This window comes from Bacillus sp. CH30_1T, assembly GCF_008364765.1.
GTDB lineage: Bacteria > Bacillota > Bacilli > Bacillales > Bacillaceae_B > Rossellomorea.
On record NZ_VTUY01000005.1, the window covers coordinates 67,813 to 85,193 of the forward strand.

A 17,381-nucleotide genomic window follows, 5' to 3' on the forward strand; every position below is an offset into this window, starting at 1 on the left:
AACAACAAACTGCTCCGATTGTTGAAGAAGACTACAGCCGAAAATCCTCTATTTTAAAAAAATTCATATAAACCATTCGTATAAAAATCAAAAATATCCTCATCAATTATTTTACCGCCATAGCCCTCAAAAAAGATTTGTTTATCTATTTCAGTTTCAAAGGCATTTGGTTTGAGGCGAATAGCTAAGGACACGTCATATCTAGGGTCGCCATAGCCTCCACTACTCCAATCGATAACGCCAGTAATTATCCCGTTTGAAATCATAACATTATCAATCGTAAAGTCTCCGTGAATAAGAGTTTGTTTGTATTCTTCTGGTTTCTTTACTTTCATTCTTTCTAATAATTCTTTACTTCCGTCAACCTCGTAATTATTGAAATTATAATCTGCTTGAAATAACATTTGATCAAGCCAAGGTTGTTTCTCTATAAGTTCATCGGGACACGGGGTTGAATGAATTTCAGACAAGATTTTACCAAAACTAAATAAAATTTCTTGGCGTTGTTCAATGTTGTTTTCATTGAACAAAGCCATCCTTATAGTTTCTCCCTCTATAAAGTCTATTAGAGCCCAAGATTCGATATTATTATTTTGTTCTATGAATTTCTTTACTTTTGGTACAGGTAATTCTGTCTTGTTCAAGCTGTTTAAAATAGATACTTCTTTTTTTAACATTGAATTAAATAATTTTCCCTTTGTTCTTTTAAGTGCAAAAAATCCTTGATCACTTTCAATTATTCCTAAATTAGATGTATGGCCTTGACGTGGAAAACTTATCGAAATTATTTCATTTAAGAACTCTTTAATCTGAATTGGAATTTCATCAATATGTATTGGTGGCAATTGTTTCACTTCCTCTTCTATGAGCCGTTTCTTCAACTAAACTCCCGCTAATTGAAGATGTTCATTAGCCGGATCAAATGGCTGACCTTTAGTTAATACCCCCGTTACTTTAAGTACATCCTTCATAAAGGTAGGTTTTATTTATACCACTTAGGTTTTAATCTGCTGAAATAGTCATGATCTTCTAAATACATGTATACTTTTTCTAACATCTCATTCATATTGTTTGGAATAGTTTTTAAAGTCCATACAACAGTAGAGAAAACGCACATTGCCATGTAAAGTGAATACAACCTCCAAAAATTTTCATCCGGTTCATTATTGTTAAAGTACCCTCTGATTTGTCCTATTGAAAAAGGGATACTTACTCCCCGGCTGAAAATTCCTATCTTGAAAAATTCATGATATGGGTCTCCCCAATCATACCTGTTAAAATCTATAACTCCAGCGAATTTATGATTATTCAAAATGATGTTTCCAAGGTGAAAGTCATCATGTTGAAATAAATTCGGTCGATCTTTCATTAGGTGACTATTCTCGTCAATAAACTTCATTATCCTCTGGTCATTCTTTATCTTTATCTCACATTCTAAGTAAGCATCAATATATCTATTATGCTTTTCAACTTTCCTTAAATACCACGAAGGGATATGCTCAGGTGCAGATAATTGATGCATTTTCCTTAATTCTTTACCCGCTTCAAATCCCATATTAAATTGATCTTCGTCTGAGTATGTTGAAATTTCATCCTCAGCATCTTTACCCTCTATGTATGAAGTAATCATATATCCTCGATTTCCTACCTCACCAATTGAAATCGGTCGTGAACAAGTAACGTGATATTCCCGCATCATTCCCAAAATAGAGTATTCTGACTTCTTTAATACCAACTCTTCTACATTAAACATACGAAGTAGCAGCTTATTGTTACCATCTTGCATATGTATTAAATATTTTTCATCTGATGAATATCCCTTTTTAATTTCAATAACGTCCTTACAATTACTTATTAAAGGAATCTGTGTTATTAATGTTTTACTCACACCATCACCCCTGTTATTAAATTTTGAGGATCAATTTATTAATCGCCACTTTGTAAATTTCTATTAAATAACTTCTATTTCCTCTCACTAAATGCCCCGTTTATGGAGCACCATAGGAAGTTACTATTGTAAAGATGGCATACTATCTACCCGTTGTACCAATTTATGTACACAATCAATAACTACATCTGGTCGATCGAGGAACACAGAATGTCCTGAATTACCTGCAAAAATCAATTCACCTTTTGAAGACAATTTTCTCTGGTTGGTGATTAAGTCTTCCCATTTCGCTTCGAATTTTCTTAACTCCCATTCAGGTACTCCATTATTTGATTCAGATTCAATCGTAAATTCCTTATCCCGTCCAATTACGGTTAATGGTAGATCAGGAAAAGCGCCTAAACTCATAATAACTTCTGCGTCTTTTGTCCATTCCTTAATCTCTGATGCCATCGCTTTATATAATGAAGGATTCACTTGAAAGTCCAGGATTTTTTGTTGAATTGCCTTTGGAAATTGACGTTGTTTTTTATTAAGTGAAGGTTTAATTGTTTCCAATAATTTTTGTTTATCCTTTGTTGAATAATCCAAGCATTTTTCGATCCACAATTCATCTGTGTCTTGATTTAAAACGGGCAAATCAAGCTTTTCTAATTCTTTTAGTTCAACTGAGGTAGAGTCAACTAATATCACTCCGGCCACTTTTTCAGGATAGACTTTAGCAAAGTGTTGAACACACAGGCCACCATAAGAATGCCCAATTAAATAAAACGGCTCGTCAAATTGAAAGTAATTGAGTATTTCAGATAAATCTCTCACGGTTGATGCAGTGTTTTGGATTCCATCCCCAAGCTCACTTTGTCCTAGTCCCTGCCGATGAAACGTTAGTACTCTATAGTTTCTACTTAAAGTTTCTGTTACCTCATACCACTCCTCAAAAGAGCAGCCCATTCCTGTCAAAATAATAACAATTGGACCTTTATCTCCTTTATTCAAAACTTCAATATAATTGTTATTTATATTTATAAGTTGATTAATCCTTCTCAATCCTTTCGATATAATCACTTAATACCAATTATTTCAAATATTCGATATTTGAGCAATACTCTTGTTCCATTAAATGGCCCGTTAGTTAAATAAAAAAAAATCCTGCGACAAATGACAGCAGGATTTTTTCAATCTCTTTTTTTCCATATTTACAATGGGTAAGACTTTAATAAAAAATCAAATTTAAATATTCTTTATTAATACTGTTCCAATGCTTGCGCCTTGATTAATGTTTGTAAGAGAATTTGCCTTTTTAGGTACTCCTCTTACAAATAATCCATTCGGTGAATTCTTACATAAAAGGAGACCATAATTTAAGTCAGTATCTAACCATTCAACCTTTTCATCTTTTACATAAGGTAACTCTTTCGGTTTTGATTCCACTCTTTCTTGTACGATATATGGTTCATCCCTATTCATGATCATTTCAATTTCCTCTTTCCACTCTTCTGATGATACTGTCCAACCTAGAATAACACCATCCCCTCCATATCCCTTAATAGGTTTCAAAACAAGTGAGGCCTTATTATTAAACACAAACTCTTTAAAAGAAATTAGACTTCCTCTATGGACAATAGTGGATTGCGGTGTAAAAAATTTCGTCCAAGGAATATACTTTTTAACGAGGTTCTGTTGTTCAGCTGATAAGGTCTCGAAGTACCGTGTATCCCATAACAAGGCCAAGTTACCTTTGTTACTGTAAATATCTGTATATACACTATTAATTATTCTAACATCACTTATGTGCACCGGATGTAAAAGATCAGTCATGTGAGAAATACCTTTTTTAGCATCAGATAGCAAAAAGAATTTGTATAATACATCTATTTTTCTATCACCTAAATAGAGATTATTCCCCTTCTTAATCATATTCTCTTGATGGCAAACTACTGAATTAAACCCATTCTCCAATAGGATGCCCGCCAAGTTCTTATGGTCTTGAAGATATTCCAACATATCTGGATACCAGTCGATGATTCCGATTGTCTTTTCTTCTTTTTTCCATCCTAATGTAGAAAATAATTCCTCAAAACCCTTTATCATTCCTTCATAAGGATCAAGGAAGTGATAATCTTTCAACCGCTGTCCATGTAATTCTTGAACTATCCTGCTTAATTGACCTGTTTCCATTCCTCCAACACTGCTATCGACATTAAACTCGATCAGCTTAAAGCCTTCCTCGGATTTAATTATATCAGCCCTGGAAAACCAGCAGTCCGATGATGAAAAGTCATGAAAGGACATGAGTAATTGCTTCTCTCCACTATCGTAGCCAAGTAAGTCTAAATAGGCTTCTATATCATTTTTAAAAAGAGTGCCTGGTATCTTCATGATAAGATCCAATATCTCTAAACAGTCTTCCGAGAGGGATTGATGTTCTTCTTTAGACATCAATATCGGAATGCTGTATACATTGATGTCTTTCTCATATTGAAATAGATGGCTCTTCTCCAGTCTACTAGATAAATCTTTTTGAATCTTGATTATTTCTTCTTCTTTCAGCCTGGGAATAAAGGATGACTGGGAATCTGTCTCTTTTATCTTCATAAGACCAGCTCCTTTTGGTTTAATTTACTTACACAATAACGAATGATTTCCCGAGCTACTTCTTCCCCATCTCCCTTCAATGGATACCACCCTGGACAATTATTCACTTCAAATATATAGTATTTCCCCTTACTTCTTACAATATCAACCCCGGATATTTGCAAGCCTACACATTTTGCTGCTTCTATTCCTAAATCTACTACTTCTTGTGGAGGAGTGATACGCTCAATGGAGGCCCCCATTCCTACGTTTGCTTTCCATGTTTGATCATTGGGAAGTCGATTGAAGCATACGATTGCCTCATTTCCAAGTGTCGTCACTCGAATATCTCCATCTGGATGTGGAATGAATTCCTGTACAAGAACGGAACCATATTTATGAAGTAACGTTTCTATTAACTTTACATTCTGTTCAAAGCTTCCATCTATCCTTTCAACATCTTGACCGGCATATCCGAAAGATGGCTTGATGACGATTTGGGAGTATTGATCAAAAATTTGTCTGATGGACTCAACATCTGTACATAAGAATGTATCCGGAACCGTGAAACCATGAACCGACAACTTCTGATAGGTTAATAGTTTGCTTTCTGATAAAGTAAACGAAGGATAATGGTCAATCAAGCAGTCCACATATTCGTTTAAACTAAACAGTATCTGTAAGTCCTCTTGATAGTGTTCTTTTCTAAGCTGAGCCCTTGAAATGATCACATCAAACTCTTTAAGATCTTTTCCGAAGACATGAATGGTCTTATGCGACGCCGAAATGCTCATTTCAATATCTTGTAAAGAAAACAATAGGGTGTCATGCCCCATTTCTTTTGAGGCTTTTTCTAATTGAACGGATTCAAATTCTTCAAGATCCCATCCGAGAATTCCAATCAGCATGATTCCCTGCTCCTTTCAAATACAGCAAGCGCTCTCTCTTCAAGTATCAGGGCCCTTTCCCTTCCTTTCCCGATCACCATATATTCAATGGTACCGGTTCTTCCGATATCCTCCGTCAGGATAATGACTCCCTCTTGACCCTTTTCCTGTACAAGCAGGCTTTCATCTTTTAAAGCCATCAGAAGCTCTTTAAAGTCAGGCCCTACTTTGATCTTATTTCTGGTAAGAATCATATAGTGATCGGCATAATTCACACCGTAAAGCTTCTGTGCTACATGGTGAATATGACTGCATCCACCATTTCTTCCATTAATCTCACTGAAAAGCAACTCGCCATCCATGGTAAGAAACGCGTCGATGTTGATATTTCCCTCGTATCCTCTTTCTCTTGCAATGTCAGCTAATACAGTCGAATTCGAGATGAACTCACCCAAACTATAGGCGTTCATCGATACGGTAGGTATTTCAAATCCATTCCAAACTGGCTCCATCCTCATATCACCAAAGTTCAGGAGGGTCGGCTTAAGCTCCTGCCTTCCGATATGATATTCGGAGTAAAACACCGCTTGGGTTTGGTAATACACTTCAACTACTAACGAATTATTTCTATACCCTATCAAACGCTTCCACAAATAGTCCGTGATATTTTCAATGCCATTTTCTTCTGAGATATGGAGGGTTTCAGTCGCTCCTTTGGAGTTTTTAATGGAAGTGTCCGTGGTGACAACAATATTCCCGTCCCCGCCTGCATTCACATCTTGCTTTACAATGACGGAGCCTGTTTGGTCAATCAAATCTGAAATCAGTTTGAACAATTCACTTTGAGAATAGCAATTGTAGCCAGGAGGGACCGGAACACCATGAGAAGCCGCCATTCTTTTAAATTCCGTTTTACTATTCAATACTTCAGAACCGCCCTGCAGTAAAAACTCATTTACATTCGGATGAATTTTTGTTCTTATGCTATCTGTCAACTCGGCTACAGCTCGATCATGATAATAAGCCAGTATGCCCCATTCTTTATACCCATTTGTCAGGTTTTGGAGTTCAAGCTGCAACTCATGGTCTGATAGAACATCATATCGTAGTAATTTTGTTTCATGAGCGTCTCTCATTGGGGGCACAATGTGCTTCACTGTGCCTGTATCCACTTCCATGAGCCCGCATAAGTACTCCATAAAATCGGAAGACACCGGATAGGGCAGAAGAAGGATATCATGATCCTCCACAAACCAGATCAATCGATTAGCGATAATCGATGCTGCAGCAAACATTTCTGGAGTGTGTCTTGAAATATCCCCTACAAGAGACTCGCCATCGACATTTCCGATGATTACTTTTCTTGAATCATTCTGATCGTTTGTCACCTCAGAAGGCAGTTCCTTCATTAATAACTCATTCATAATTAAACCTCCATCTTATTCATTTCATTAACATCCATCCGTTTAGATTGTCTTGCCAGAAATCTTATCAGGACAAACGTTACCAAGCACATACCGCCATATATAAACCACGGATAAACTGAATTAATCCCCATCATATACGTTCCTAGATAATTTCCAATGATCGTCCCACCTGCAAAGGAAAGTTCAAACAGACCATAGTAACCGCCCGTATTTTCATTATTACTGAATTCAGCTATGGCCATGTCAGAACTGGGGAGAATCAAGGTCTCACCCAGAGTGAAAACAAAGATCATAAATAAAAGCCAAGGGAAGCTATTCATTAGGGGAAGGAGCAATAAGCTTATTCCACTAATGAATGCTCCTTTTTGGATCAATGTCATTGTTGTATATTTCGTGAACACATTTCTTAAAAAGAACATCATCACCAATCCCGTGACTCCATTCACAGTAAATACCATACTAATCATCTTTTCATCCTTTGTAAGATCGAATACGTATAATGGTATTGATACTGAAAGTTGCGAAAATGCCATCCAATAGAACGTCATGATAACCAAATAATAGAGATATTTTCGATTCCCCATGATTTGTTTTACACTGACAAATAATGTACTTTCACTTTTCTTCGTTTGAATATGTTTTGAAAAATAACCTAACACTATTGCGATGGCTATTAAGATGACTCCACTCACTAAGAATGGAACAGTGGGATCTAACAAAAGAAGCCCCGCTGCAAATAACGGACCCAAAACTGCACCTGCATTTAGTGCCTGGTTTAAAAAGGTTAAGGATTTCTTTCTTTCTTTTTCATTTTGACTTGCGAAAATGGTCATGACGGAAGGATCATAGAAGGCCCCCCCTATCCCTATTAATGCAGACGTGGCAAATAATCCAATAAACGACTCGAATACAGCGAATCCAATAAATCCAATTCCCCTTAGAAACACCCCGATTAACAAGGTGACTCGATGGCTGATTCTGTCTCCAAGTAATCCTGTAATAAAAGGCAATAATCGGCCGAATACTAAATTTGCTGATAAGATAGTAGCGACTTCTACATGATTAAACTGTAGAGTCTTAGAAAGGTAGACTACTAAAAAAGGGATAACCATAAATGTTCCGGCATTCATCATAAATGCAGAGCCCAACAGTACCTTTATGAAAAGCGGAAGTTTTATTGAACTATCCATTTCTTCTTTCCTTTTTGGATAATTTCTCTAAAAATTTGTTTTTATCTATGAGAAAACGCTCATGTTCCCCTTTGAAGATTTCACCGTTGGTATCATGCGCCACCACATCAAAACACAGCTTTTTGTTTTCAACGCGGGTTAATGTGGCCGTAATTGTGACCTCTTCTCCTAATGAACTGGCTGCCTGGTGCCTAGAATGATGAGAATAGCCTACTGTCATCATATCAGTAGAAATTTCTTGCTCGATCGCCTTCATGCACGCAATCTCCGATAACCATAGCAATATAGGGGTGGCAAGCACCGGCACATCATTTCGCCAATTTGTCGCCAAATCCTTTTCTTCTACAATGTGAGTCATGACAACTGATTGTCCAGTTGCTACATTCATGAAACGACCTCCCGGGATGCGGAATGTAGTTTTTGTAGTTGATTAAAGATATTGACCCTTTGGATATCACTAGTTCCCCCTGCAATTCTGGTTCCTATGGCATCCTGCAATATCTGTGATATTTCTCCTTGCATGTACCCCTGATGCCCATGAATCAGCATTAAATCATGTGCTGTTTCCACAAGAGCCTCCGTTCCAGTAAATTTCGCAATAGAACAAAGAAGAGAAGCTTCTTCATGGCCGGTTATGAGTCGGTCTAAGGCGGCATAGGAGACCCAGCGGGATTTCTCAATGTTCATCTTCATATCCGTCAATTTCTTCTGAATATATTGATGGTTCGAAATCGACGTTTTAAATGCTGTCCTGTCATTTGAGAATGCTAAACTTTTGGTTAATAGTGGTTCGATAAAGGCTGCGGCGATCAAACCATATAGTAATCGATCAAGGGAAATCATATTATAGAGGGTATTCAGTCCATCACCTGGTTCTCCCAGGATATTTCCCTTATGGATGTGAACATTCTTCAAGTAGATATCTCCAGTGGGACTGGTACGATTACCAAACATGTTTTCTCTTTCCCCAAAGGTAAGTCCAGTCATATCCCTCTCCAGGATAAACAGGGTAATATCCTTTTTTCCTAATTCCGGTATTCGGCCCACCATGACAACAACATCTGCGATCGGTGCATTTGTAATATGGCTCTTGTGTCCATTTAATTCAAGAAGGCTTGGGCTTGAACTTTTATAAGCGGCGCTCGTTGAAATACGGGCGACATCGGAACCTCCTGATGTTTCTGTAATGGCAGTGGCTCCTACTTTTCCATTCATCAATAAGTCTAAATAATAGTGTTTTTGCTCTTCTGTTCCGTGTTTCATTAGGACTCGTAAACATCCGATGTGAGCAATCATGGAAAGTAAGAAGCCTAGATCCTTGGTGGTAGATGCCAACCCTTCTAAAGCGGCTGTAAACTCCCACCATGACTTTCCATACCCTCCGTATTTTTCAGGTACAGGATATTTCCATATTCCTTCATTGGTAACCACTTCCCATGCCTCATCATCAAATTGATTGCGGTCATAGTAATCCTGATAATTACTGTTTATTGTGGTTGACAGTGAAGAAAATCTATTTCGTATCAATAATTGTTCTTCATTCCAACTAAAATTCATAAACGTCCTCCTCATAGTTAGCCATGACTGACTCCAATGATTTTTCTAATAACACCATCAGTTCTTCTAATTCAACTTCTGAGATGGTTAAAGGCGGGGCAATAATAATGGCTTGCCCATCATGGATCGTGGAAATCCCTTTAGAAGGATAAATCAATAGACCTAGCCGATATGCTTCATCTACTACTTCCTTTGTAATATTTCTATCTTTATAACGTTCTTCATCAAATTCAATACCTTTTAACAAGCCTTTTCCACGGACATCCGCTATTATGTTAAACTTATCTTTTAACGTTATTAGATAGTCATCTAATAGCGGTTCCAGCCTATTTACGTTATCTAATAGTGAGTGATCTTCCATATATTCCAGAACAGCAAGTGATATGCTTGTTGAAAGCGGGTTTCCACTATACGTATGCCCAAATACGTTAACACCGCTTCCGTTTATAATCGGATCCATTACCTTCTCTGTGGTCAGTATTCCGGCAATGGGGGAGTATCCCGCACTTATTCCTTTTCCAAGAGCTACAATATCCGGAGAAACTCCCCAATGGTCAATGGCAAACCACTTACCTGTTCTTCCCAGCCCGGTCATCACCTCATCTGTAATGAATAGGATCTCGTATTTCTCACATATATTTTTGATCACTTGATAATATCCATCGGGAGGCGTTATGACTGCTCCGGAAGCTCCAATGATTGGCTCCGCGATAAAAGCCGCGATACTTTCACTACCTAATTCATTGATATTATTCTCTAATTCATACGCACATTTCAATCCACAGACCTCATGATCCAATCCAAAAGGACACTGATGACAATAAGGAGCCGGAACAGACGGGAAATCCTTTAAAAAATAATTGAATCGTGACCTTCTAGGGAAATGTCCCGAGATCGATAGTGCTCCAAAAGTAGTACCGTGATAACTGATCTTTCGAGAAAGGATCTTCTGTTTAAAAGGCTGTTCTTTTTCCTGCCAATGTTGGATGGCTAGTCTGCACGCCAATTCAGTAGCTTCGGATCCACTATTTACAAAAAAAGCATAATCCATACCGACAGCTTTATTTACAAGTTTTTCCGCCAGTTTTTCCGCAGGTTCCGTCGTGAATTGTGTACGGTACGTAAAGGAAACTTTTTTTGCCTGTTCATAAGCAACCATTGCTATTTCTTCAACTCCGTGCCCTATGTTTGCTACAATGGCTCCTGAACAAGCATCTAAAAATTTCTTTCCTTCATTTGTATAAAGATACACGCCCTTCCCATATTCAACTTGATCATATATTTTTTTAAGTTCAGGCTTTATTAGATAGGATTGGTTGATCAATGATTCATACCTCACTCAAAATAATGTCTTGTTCCTAAGTGTAAATCCACGACTGCAGCCAGTGATTTTAGTTGAGGTTCTACTGAATGACATTCAAAAAAACCACACTCTTCAAATGTCTTGTATCTTCCTGGTTCAAACCAAGCAATTGGAACCGGATAACCATATAAATCTATTAACTCAATCGTATAGTGGTCAATCTCTTTCGTTTCTATGACAATGATATAATGGTAATCTGAATCATCACCAAATTTAACGATTCCATACTTGTCTGATTTTGCTTTTGCGAAATCCAGGAGAGCTTCTTCAAAGCTCGTCATTCTTGATATTTCTTTTATCATTATTATCACCTTCAAAAGTATTCATTCATAGTGATGATTGAACTCATCCCAAAATGGAAAAAGGGGTATTATCGTCTGTAGAGAAATTCCACTCGATATTTAATTTTAGTTGTGTAAGAGATTCATAGAAGGAGACATACATAAAGTAAATTGTGTTATGTGATACAGATAATATGCTCGAGGTTATTCTAGGTGGTATTAGCATGGGAAATTATAAGTTTAGATCTATATTGGAACTGGTTCTTGGCCACTCTTCATCAGCAAGATTACTCGATGTAATCGAATTACAAGCACCTATAATGAGTACGCCCATAAGCAAGGATAGAATCAATACTTTTGTTTTTTTCATTACAACACCTCCGATGTTATTTTAATTAACATTTTTCATTAATGTTCAAAATGTTATAATTCATTCACAAAACCAATATAAACAGTTTGTCATCTACTGTCAACCTATTTATGGAAAGGGTGGTAAAAATAAACTATTTAGGGACGAAATTAAAACAGATTCGCACTAAAAAGAAGCTTACTCAAAGTGAACTGGCCAAGGGTATAGTGAACCGTAGTTACATTAGCCAAATTGAAAAGGGGTCTGTTCAACCATCATTTAAGTTATTGAAAAAGTTTAGTGAGCGCTTAAACTGCGACATAAATGATTTCTTTGAAGAAAGAGAAACACCATCTTATAAATTGGATTTACAGAAAACGTTATCTTCTTTAGAGTATTTAGTGGTTAATGAAGATTTAGAAGAAGCGAAAATAGAATTAAATGAGATTGAACCAAGTATTGCTAAACTTAATCTCTCTGAACAAGCACTCTATTACTTCTGTAAAGGAAAATTAGAAGGACAAGAAGATAGTGCTATTGATTACTTAAGAATGAGTTGTGAACTATATTCACAGACCAAAATGAGGGATGAACGCTTGAGAAGTATAAACCATCTTGTCAATATTCTTATTGAGAAGAATAGGATTCATGAGGCATTTGAAATACTCGATAATGCTTACGACGAATCAATTTTCTACAGAATAAATGGGATTGAAAAGATTTCACTATTAACCAATTTAGGCATTGCTCACGCTAAACTTGGGGAATATTATTCGGCAATCAGATTCTTAAAGCAAGCAATTTCCACAAGCAATAAATCTAATGTGTATTATCTTACTGGCAGAGCATATATGGTTCTCGGCCTTTGTCAAAGAAGAATCGCAAACTATGAGAAAGCTATCAACTCTTATAATAAGGCACTGTTATTCTTTAAGGGTTCAGATGATGTATTAAACACAGCTGGTACATATACCAATTTAGGGATTCTTAAAAGGTTTCAGAGTGATTTCACTGAGTCATTGATCCATCTAAAAAAAGCCAACCAACTCTATGGAGAGATTAAAGATGATAAGGGGATATTAAATTCTTATTACGAAATGGCTTTAAGCTCCCTCCATTTAAAGAAGTATAGTAACATTCACAGTTTATATTCTGATTTTATAGAGCATTTCTGTCCTTCAGCATCCAATATTATTCATGCTAAATTTTTGGTTCTATTAGGAGATACTTTTTATGAAGAAAAAAAAGAAATCGATGCTATAAACGTATACAGAAAAGCTCTTATCATATCAAATGAATTCTCTCTGCCCCTTCAAAGGGAGATACTTATAAGATTAAGTAAAGTCTATTCTGACTTGAATGACTTTGAATCAGTCCTTAAATGTTGGAAAAACTTCAAACAAAAATCTACTGAATCCATTGATTCAGAGATTGACCTTTCTTAGAACTGGTGGAGACGGATTGGTTCATATCAGTTTAGGATAGGAAAATGCGGAGTTACAAAAAAAGCCTAATCTCTCATTATTAAAATGGGAATTTGGGCTTTTGATTTTTCAAATCGTTACTTTGGAAAAAAACGACAATAATAGATATCTTTCTTCTTTAAATGGATAAATACGATCGACATCCCAATTCTCAAACTCATCAATACGATTAGTCCATCTAGATAATAACAAAGTTTAATCCCTCCAAGAAGGAATTAAGGATTGCACTATTATTATTTGTAGGGCCTTAATGTCCCTTTCAAGTCTATCAGCACTTCTTGGTTTAACTGACAATCAATCAGATTAATCTCTCCTGATGATGAAAAATCCTTTGGCATGAGGCCATTTAATGGCATATTAAATGATGCTAACCCTAACATTTGTACGTTTCTCCAATGAGTTTAGTACAAGTATAATCTTTACTGTTGGATGTAATAAAGAAGTATCTACCTTCTATTACTTCTTCAATCATTTTCCATTCGGGTGGGTTTGGAATTCCATGTTGAACTGCGTACTGAGGTGGTTCGTATGGTTCCACATCTTGCCCAAAGGTTTTCAAACGATCATTTAATTTTACGACTTTTGGACCAGTTAAGTGATCATGGATATACTCGTAATGAGCATTTTGGCACCTTCTAATGATTGAACAATGTCCTCTGGACGAACCTCGGGAACATGGAAAGACCTTCTGGAAATGATGGTCACTTCATACCCCAATTCAACAAATTCCTTCTGAAGATACCGGCCGATAAATCCTGCTCCCCCTACAATGTCGATTCTCTTTTCCACATGATCCACTCATTTCGTGTTAAAAATACAAAATAATGTGAATTGTTTCACATTATTTATACCAATTTATATACCAATTTAAAACCCAACCTTCCATTGTTTTTCCATGCACAAATTATAGTGGAATATTCCCAGAAGAATATTCTTCCACGAAATGGATAGATAATGCCAGAAATTTCTCTCTAATTTGTAGTATATCGTCAATATACTACATTAAATATTTCAAATTTACTGATAATTATACTTTTTTATATTGTAAAATCTCCCATTTTTTACTAGACTTCTAATTAGCCGCCGGGGCCAAAAGAAATAGCTATTTCAAAATCTATGATTAAAAGGGGAATTTGTAATTATGTCGAAAAAGAAATTAGTTAGTTTAGCACTAGGTACTTCTCTTGTATTCAGCGCCTCCTTTACGGGTGCTACCGCATTTGCTCAGTCTTCAGATTCTATTACGTCAAAAATGGACATTCATCAAAAGGTCAAGAACATAAATAAAAATGGGCCAAGTTTCTTATCTGGGAAACTATCAAAAGGGATTGTAAAAAACGATAAAGATATTAAGAAATTCATGAAAGATAATAAAGAGCTTTTCGCAATCGATCCCCATTCTGAATTGACATTGCTTGAAAAGACAACAGACGATCTTGGAATGTCACATTATAAATTCACCCAATCAGTAGACGGTGTCCCTGTTGATGGCGCCATCTTTATTGTCCATACAAATAAACAAAATGAAGTGACGGCTACAACGGGACAACTCTATAAAGAGGCTTCTAAAAAAGTAACCAAGACAAAATCAAAAATCAATCAAAAATCAGCTTCAGATTTAGCATGGAAACATATAGGTGTTTCTGAAGCAGACACAGTGGCTGATACTCATGACGAGCATGCCCTTAATGCGAAGAAAGACAGTGATGTTGAAAGCACGAATGTTAAAAATGACCTTGTCATCCATGAAAAGGATGGAAAGTTCGCTCTTGCATATAAAGTACAGCTTCAATTCATTGAACCTTATGGAGCCAACTGGCAAATTTTTGTTGATGCGAATGATGGATCTATATTAGAGGCTTACAACGCTGTAACGGATGCTGCTACAACAGGTTACGGGCATGGTGTACTTAATGACTATAAAGATCTCAATACTTATTATTCAAACGGCACTTATTACTTATATGATGTGACAAAGCCGATGAATGGTGTCATTGAAACGCGTACGGCTCAAAACGGCAATAGCCTTCCAGGAAGCTACACGGTTGATAGCAATAATGCGTGGACTGCATCTTCCCAAGCGGCTGAAGTAGATGCCCATGCTTATGCAGGAGAAGTATATGACTATTATAAGAACACACATAACCGCAACAGTTTTGACAATAACGGAGCTACCATCCGCTCTACTGTCCATTATGGGTCTAATTACAATAACGCTTTCTGGAATGGTTCCCAAATGGTCTATGGTGATGGAGACGGGTCAACATTCACTTCCCTTTCAGGTGCACTGGATGTCGTTGCCCATGAGCTGACACACGCTGTGACAGAACATACTGCGGGATTAGAATATCAATATCAATCCGGAGCTCTAAACGAATCATTCTCTGATGTTTTCGGTTATTTCTTAGATCCAGGCGATTACTTAATGGGTGAAGATATCTACACGCCAGGCATATCTGGAGACGCTCTTCGCAGTCTATCAAACCCTACCAAATACGGACAACCTGACCATATGAATAATTATGTGAACACTTCTTCGGATAACGGAGGGGTTCATACAAACTCAGGTATTCCGAATAAAGCAGCTTACAACACGATCACAAGCATCGGTATAGACAAAGCAGAAAAAATTTACTACCGTGCCTTGACTGTTTACTTAACACCAACAAGTAACTTCAGTTATGCTCGTGAGGCCCTTCTACAATCGGCTGCCGACCTTTACGGTAATGGAAGCTCTACCTACAATTCCATTGTAGCAGCATGGGATGCTGTCGGGGTTTATTAATTCAGGATCTGATATATTCATGATGCAAAAAGTCGTCCTATCCGGATGGCTTTTTGTAATGTTGAATGCTTAGGAATCTTTAAAAAGACTAAACACCATTCTCGATAATCGATAGGTATGTGATGTTCAAATGGTTCAATCCATTCCTGATGGTGGGGTTCTTCAATATTTTCAGTGCTGGATAATTCTTTATTTCATTCCCATCCTCATCCTCAACTATGATACCCGTCAACATTAATTGATTACTGATATCCTGAAGAAGTTCATACACATCACTTGATTCATGGAAATAGTCATTTTACCTTCATACCCTAATGATTCAATCTCATCAAACAACACTGAACAGTTCGTCGTTCCTTTTTTTATTCTCGTTTTGGGATACTCTTTATACGGATCTAATTTGCTTTCCGAAATAGCTTGGCTGCTTTTCCGTTTAGGTATCTCATCACTATTTATGTACTTCCGTATTGTCTAGGGATCAAATCCGGTTTCGTCAGAAATCGCGCTTATTGACCAACCTTTTTGAAAAAGTTCTCTAATCATAAAAAATCCCCCTGTCTGGACCATCACTCTACACTCCATGTCAAAAAGTTATATAGAATGATTATCCGTTATTAGCGGGGAATTTGGTACCGTTGTTATTAGGGATTTTATCACCGTTACTAACATTCATCTTTAATCTAAGACACAATAAGACAGGCTCTTCCTCAAAAAACATACTAGTTCCTTTATCTGGATCTCACGGGAACCCATAACTCATGCCTTGGTTTATGCTTTGGTCCGTAATAACATTCAATACAAGGCAAATTAGCTAACTCATACCCAGAAGTCGGAACCCATTCTGAATATAACCTTTTCCATGCATCAGGTATAGATGGAAATACTGCCCATGTACTTGGAGGGATAATAAGTGTTTCCAGATCATCCGGATGTCCTTCCTCATACCTGATCCCCATAAAATATTCAAATTCCTCATCTGTAATAGCAGCTTCTTTTCCGCAAACCCCCAATAGACCTTCAAGTGTACATTTTGGATTTTCCCATGACATATCTATTAGCCTTTGCATAAATCCATCCTTTTTCGCAGAATTCCAGATTGAAGGTATGGTCTTGAATGCTCTGCTTGTTTTTACCGAACTACTCTTTCCAACAATTCTTAGTTCAAAGTCGATTTTCTCAATTCTGTACTCCATTTCCTCATCTCCTTTAATAGAAATTTGAAAAGAAATCCTAGGAAAAGCTTTGAATTGCATTCCATTTTTACGGGCAGAAGAAGGAGTCACTCCATGTGTCTTTTTAAATGCCCGGGTAAATGAATCAACAGAATCATATCCGTATTTTGCTGCTATATCTATTACCCGTATATCCATTTTTTGAATATCAAAAGCTGCAGCTGTTAAACGTCTTCGTCTAATGTATTCTGATAATGATATACCAGAAATAGATGAAAACATCCTTGAAAAATGAAACTCTGAAGTATAAGCGATTTCCGCCATCTTTTTATAGTTAATTTCACTATCAAGGTTTTGTTCAATATAATCCAATACGTTATTCATTCTTTCCAGCCAATCCATCTATTCCATCCCTTTCAATTAA

The 17,381-nt window shown here is 36.8% G+C and carries 15 protein-coding genes and 1 pseudogene; 2 read left to right on the top strand and 14 right to left on the bottom strand.

Annotation, left to right across the window (positions count from 1 at the left end; translation table 11 throughout):
- Positions 1-53 precede the first annotated feature (53 nt).
- From F0342_RS11855 to F0342_RS11905, 11 genes are all read right to left on the bottom strand, one after another.
- On the bottom strand, positions 54-881 hold the full coding sequence (locus F0342_RS11855) for a phosphotransferase family protein (RefSeq protein ID WP_262481719.1): 828 nt from the start codon (positions 879-881) through the stop codon (positions 54-56).
- Positions 882-982: 101 nt separating this feature from the next.
- The gene (locus F0342_RS11860; RefSeq protein WP_149156155.1) at positions 983-1,888 is read right to left on the bottom strand and encodes an aminoglycoside phosphotransferase family protein; all 906 of its coding nucleotides are present in this window, start codon (positions 1,886-1,888) and stop codon (positions 983-985) included.
- Between the two features lie 123 nt (positions 1,889-2,011).
- Positions 2,012-2,884 (bottom strand): alpha/beta hydrolase, encoded by an 873-nt coding sequence (locus F0342_RS11865; protein ID WP_262481720.1) that lies wholly within the window; start codon positions 2,882-2,884, stop codon positions 2,012-2,014.
- Between the two features lie 234 nt (positions 2,885-3,118).
- Positions 3,119-4,483, bottom strand: a complete 1,365-nt coding sequence (locus F0342_RS11870; protein ID WP_149156156.1) for a glutathionylspermidine synthase family protein — start codon at positions 4,481-4,483, stop codon at positions 3,119-3,121.
- On the bottom strand, positions 4,480-5,370 hold the full coding sequence (locus tag F0342_RS11875; RefSeq protein WP_149156157.1) for an ATP-grasp domain-containing protein: 891 nt from the start codon (positions 5,368-5,370) through the stop codon (positions 4,480-4,482). The genes F0342_RS11870 and F0342_RS11875 overlap by 4 nt, the downstream gene beginning before the upstream one ends.
- Positions 5,364-6,773 (bottom strand): preATP grasp domain-containing protein, encoded by a 1,410-nt coding sequence (locus tag F0342_RS11880; protein ID WP_149156158.1) that lies wholly within the window; start codon positions 6,771-6,773, stop codon positions 5,364-5,366. Before F0342_RS11880 ends, F0342_RS11875 begins: the two co-directional genes overlap by 7 nt.
- A 2-nt stretch (positions 6,774-6,775) precedes the next feature.
- Positions 6,776-7,966 (bottom strand): MFS transporter, encoded by a 1,191-nt coding sequence (locus tag F0342_RS11885; RefSeq protein ID WP_149156159.1) that lies wholly within the window; start codon positions 7,964-7,966, stop codon positions 6,776-6,778.
- On the bottom strand, positions 7,959-8,354 hold the full coding sequence (locus F0342_RS11890; RefSeq protein ID WP_149156160.1) for a thioesterase family protein: 396 nt from the start codon (positions 8,352-8,354) through the stop codon (positions 7,959-7,961). The genes F0342_RS11885 and F0342_RS11890 overlap by 8 nt, the downstream gene beginning before the upstream one ends.
- Positions 8,351-9,523: an acyl-CoA dehydrogenase family protein gene (locus tag F0342_RS11895; protein WP_149156161.1), complete on the bottom strand. Its 1,173-nt coding sequence runs from the start codon at positions 9,521-9,523 to the stop codon at positions 8,351-8,353. Before F0342_RS11895 ends, F0342_RS11890 begins: the two co-directional genes overlap by 4 nt.
- Positions 9,513-10,844 carry an aspartate aminotransferase family protein gene (locus F0342_RS11900; RefSeq protein ID WP_149156407.1) on the bottom strand — a complete coding sequence of 444 codons (1,332 nt, stop codon included), beginning with the start codon at positions 10,842-10,844 and terminating at the stop codon, positions 9,513-9,515. Before F0342_RS11900 ends, F0342_RS11895 begins: the two co-directional genes overlap by 11 nt.
- 14 nt (positions 10,845-10,858) lie before the next feature.
- Positions 10,859-11,188, bottom strand: a complete 330-nt coding sequence (locus F0342_RS11905; protein ID WP_149156162.1) for a hypothetical protein — start codon at positions 11,186-11,188, stop codon at positions 10,859-10,861.
- A gap of 459 nt (positions 11,189-11,647) precedes the next feature.
- Between F0342_RS11905 and F0342_RS11910 the strand changes: the two genes are divergently transcribed.
- Complete coding sequence (locus F0342_RS11910; RefSeq protein WP_149156163.1) at positions 11,648-12,961, top strand: helix-turn-helix transcriptional regulator; 1,314 nt, start codon at positions 11,648-11,650, stop codon at positions 12,959-12,961.
- A 630-nt stretch (positions 12,962-13,591) separates the two neighbouring features.
- Here the strand turns inward: F0342_RS11910 and F0342_RS11915 are convergent.
- Entirely contained in the window at positions 13,592-13,798 is a 207-nt protein-coding gene (locus tag F0342_RS11915; protein WP_149156164.1) for an NAD-dependent epimerase/dehydratase family protein, read from the bottom strand.
- A 343-nt stretch (positions 13,799-14,141) separates the two neighbouring features.
- Between F0342_RS11915 and F0342_RS11920 the strand changes: the two genes are divergently transcribed.
- Positions 14,142-15,785 carry a M4 family metallopeptidase gene (locus F0342_RS11920; RefSeq protein ID WP_149156165.1) on the top strand — a complete coding sequence of 548 codons (1,644 nt, stop codon included), beginning with the start codon at positions 14,142-14,144 and terminating at the stop codon, positions 15,783-15,785.
- Positions 15,786-15,939: 154 nt separating this feature from the next.
- Here the strand turns inward: F0342_RS11920 and F0342_RS11925 are convergent.
- Together F0342_RS11925 and F0342_RS11930 are read right to left on the bottom strand one after the other, a co-directional pair.
- Positions 15,940-16,068, bottom strand: a pseudogene (locus F0342_RS11925) (phage portal protein); the annotation flags it as partial.
- Positions 16,069-16,513: 445 nt separating this feature from the next.
- Positions 16,514-17,359 carry an AraC family transcriptional regulator gene (locus F0342_RS11930; protein WP_149156166.1) on the bottom strand — a complete coding sequence of 282 codons (846 nt, stop codon included), beginning with the start codon at positions 17,357-17,359 and terminating at the stop codon, positions 16,514-16,516.
- Positions 17,360-17,381 lie beyond the last annotated feature (22 nt).

Excerpts from the sequence above, each read along its gene's own strand:
- F0342_RS11870 (WP_149156156.1), bottom strand. The coding sequence starts at position 4,483 with ATGAAGATAAAAGAGACAGATTCCCAGTCATCCTTTATTCCCAGGCTG.
- F0342_RS11875 (WP_149156157.1), bottom strand. The coding sequence starts at position 5,370 with ATGCTGATTGGAATTCTCGGATGGGATCTTGAAGAATTTGAATCCGTT.
- F0342_RS11880 (WP_149156158.1), bottom strand. The coding sequence starts at position 6,773 with ATGAATGAGTTATTAATGAAGGAACTGCCTTCTGAGGTGACAAACGAT.
- F0342_RS11885 (WP_149156159.1), bottom strand. The coding sequence starts at position 7,966 with ATGGATAGTTCAATAAAACTTCCGCTTTTCATAAAGGTACTGTTGGGC.
- F0342_RS11890 (WP_149156160.1), bottom strand. The coding sequence starts at position 8,354 with ATGAATGTAGCAACTGGACAATCAGTTGTCATGACTCACATTGTAGAA.
- F0342_RS11895 (WP_149156161.1), bottom strand. The coding sequence starts at position 9,523 with ATGAATTTTAGTTGGAATGAAGAACAATTATTGATACGAAATAGATTT.
- F0342_RS11905 (WP_149156162.1), bottom strand. The coding sequence starts at position 11,188 with ATGATAAAAGAAATATCAAGAATGACGAGCTTTGAAGAAGCTCTCCTG.
- F0342_RS11910 (WP_149156163.1), top strand. The coding sequence starts at position 11,648 with ATGGAAAGGGTGGTAAAAATAAACTATTTAGGGACGAAATTAAAACAG.
- F0342_RS11920 (WP_149156165.1), top strand. The coding sequence starts at position 14,142 with ATGTCGAAAAAGAAATTAGTTAGTTTAGCACTAGGTACTTCTCTTGTA.
- F0342_RS11930 (WP_149156166.1), bottom strand. The coding sequence starts at position 17,359 with ATGGATTGGCTGGAAAGAATGAATAACGTATTGGATTATATTGAACAA.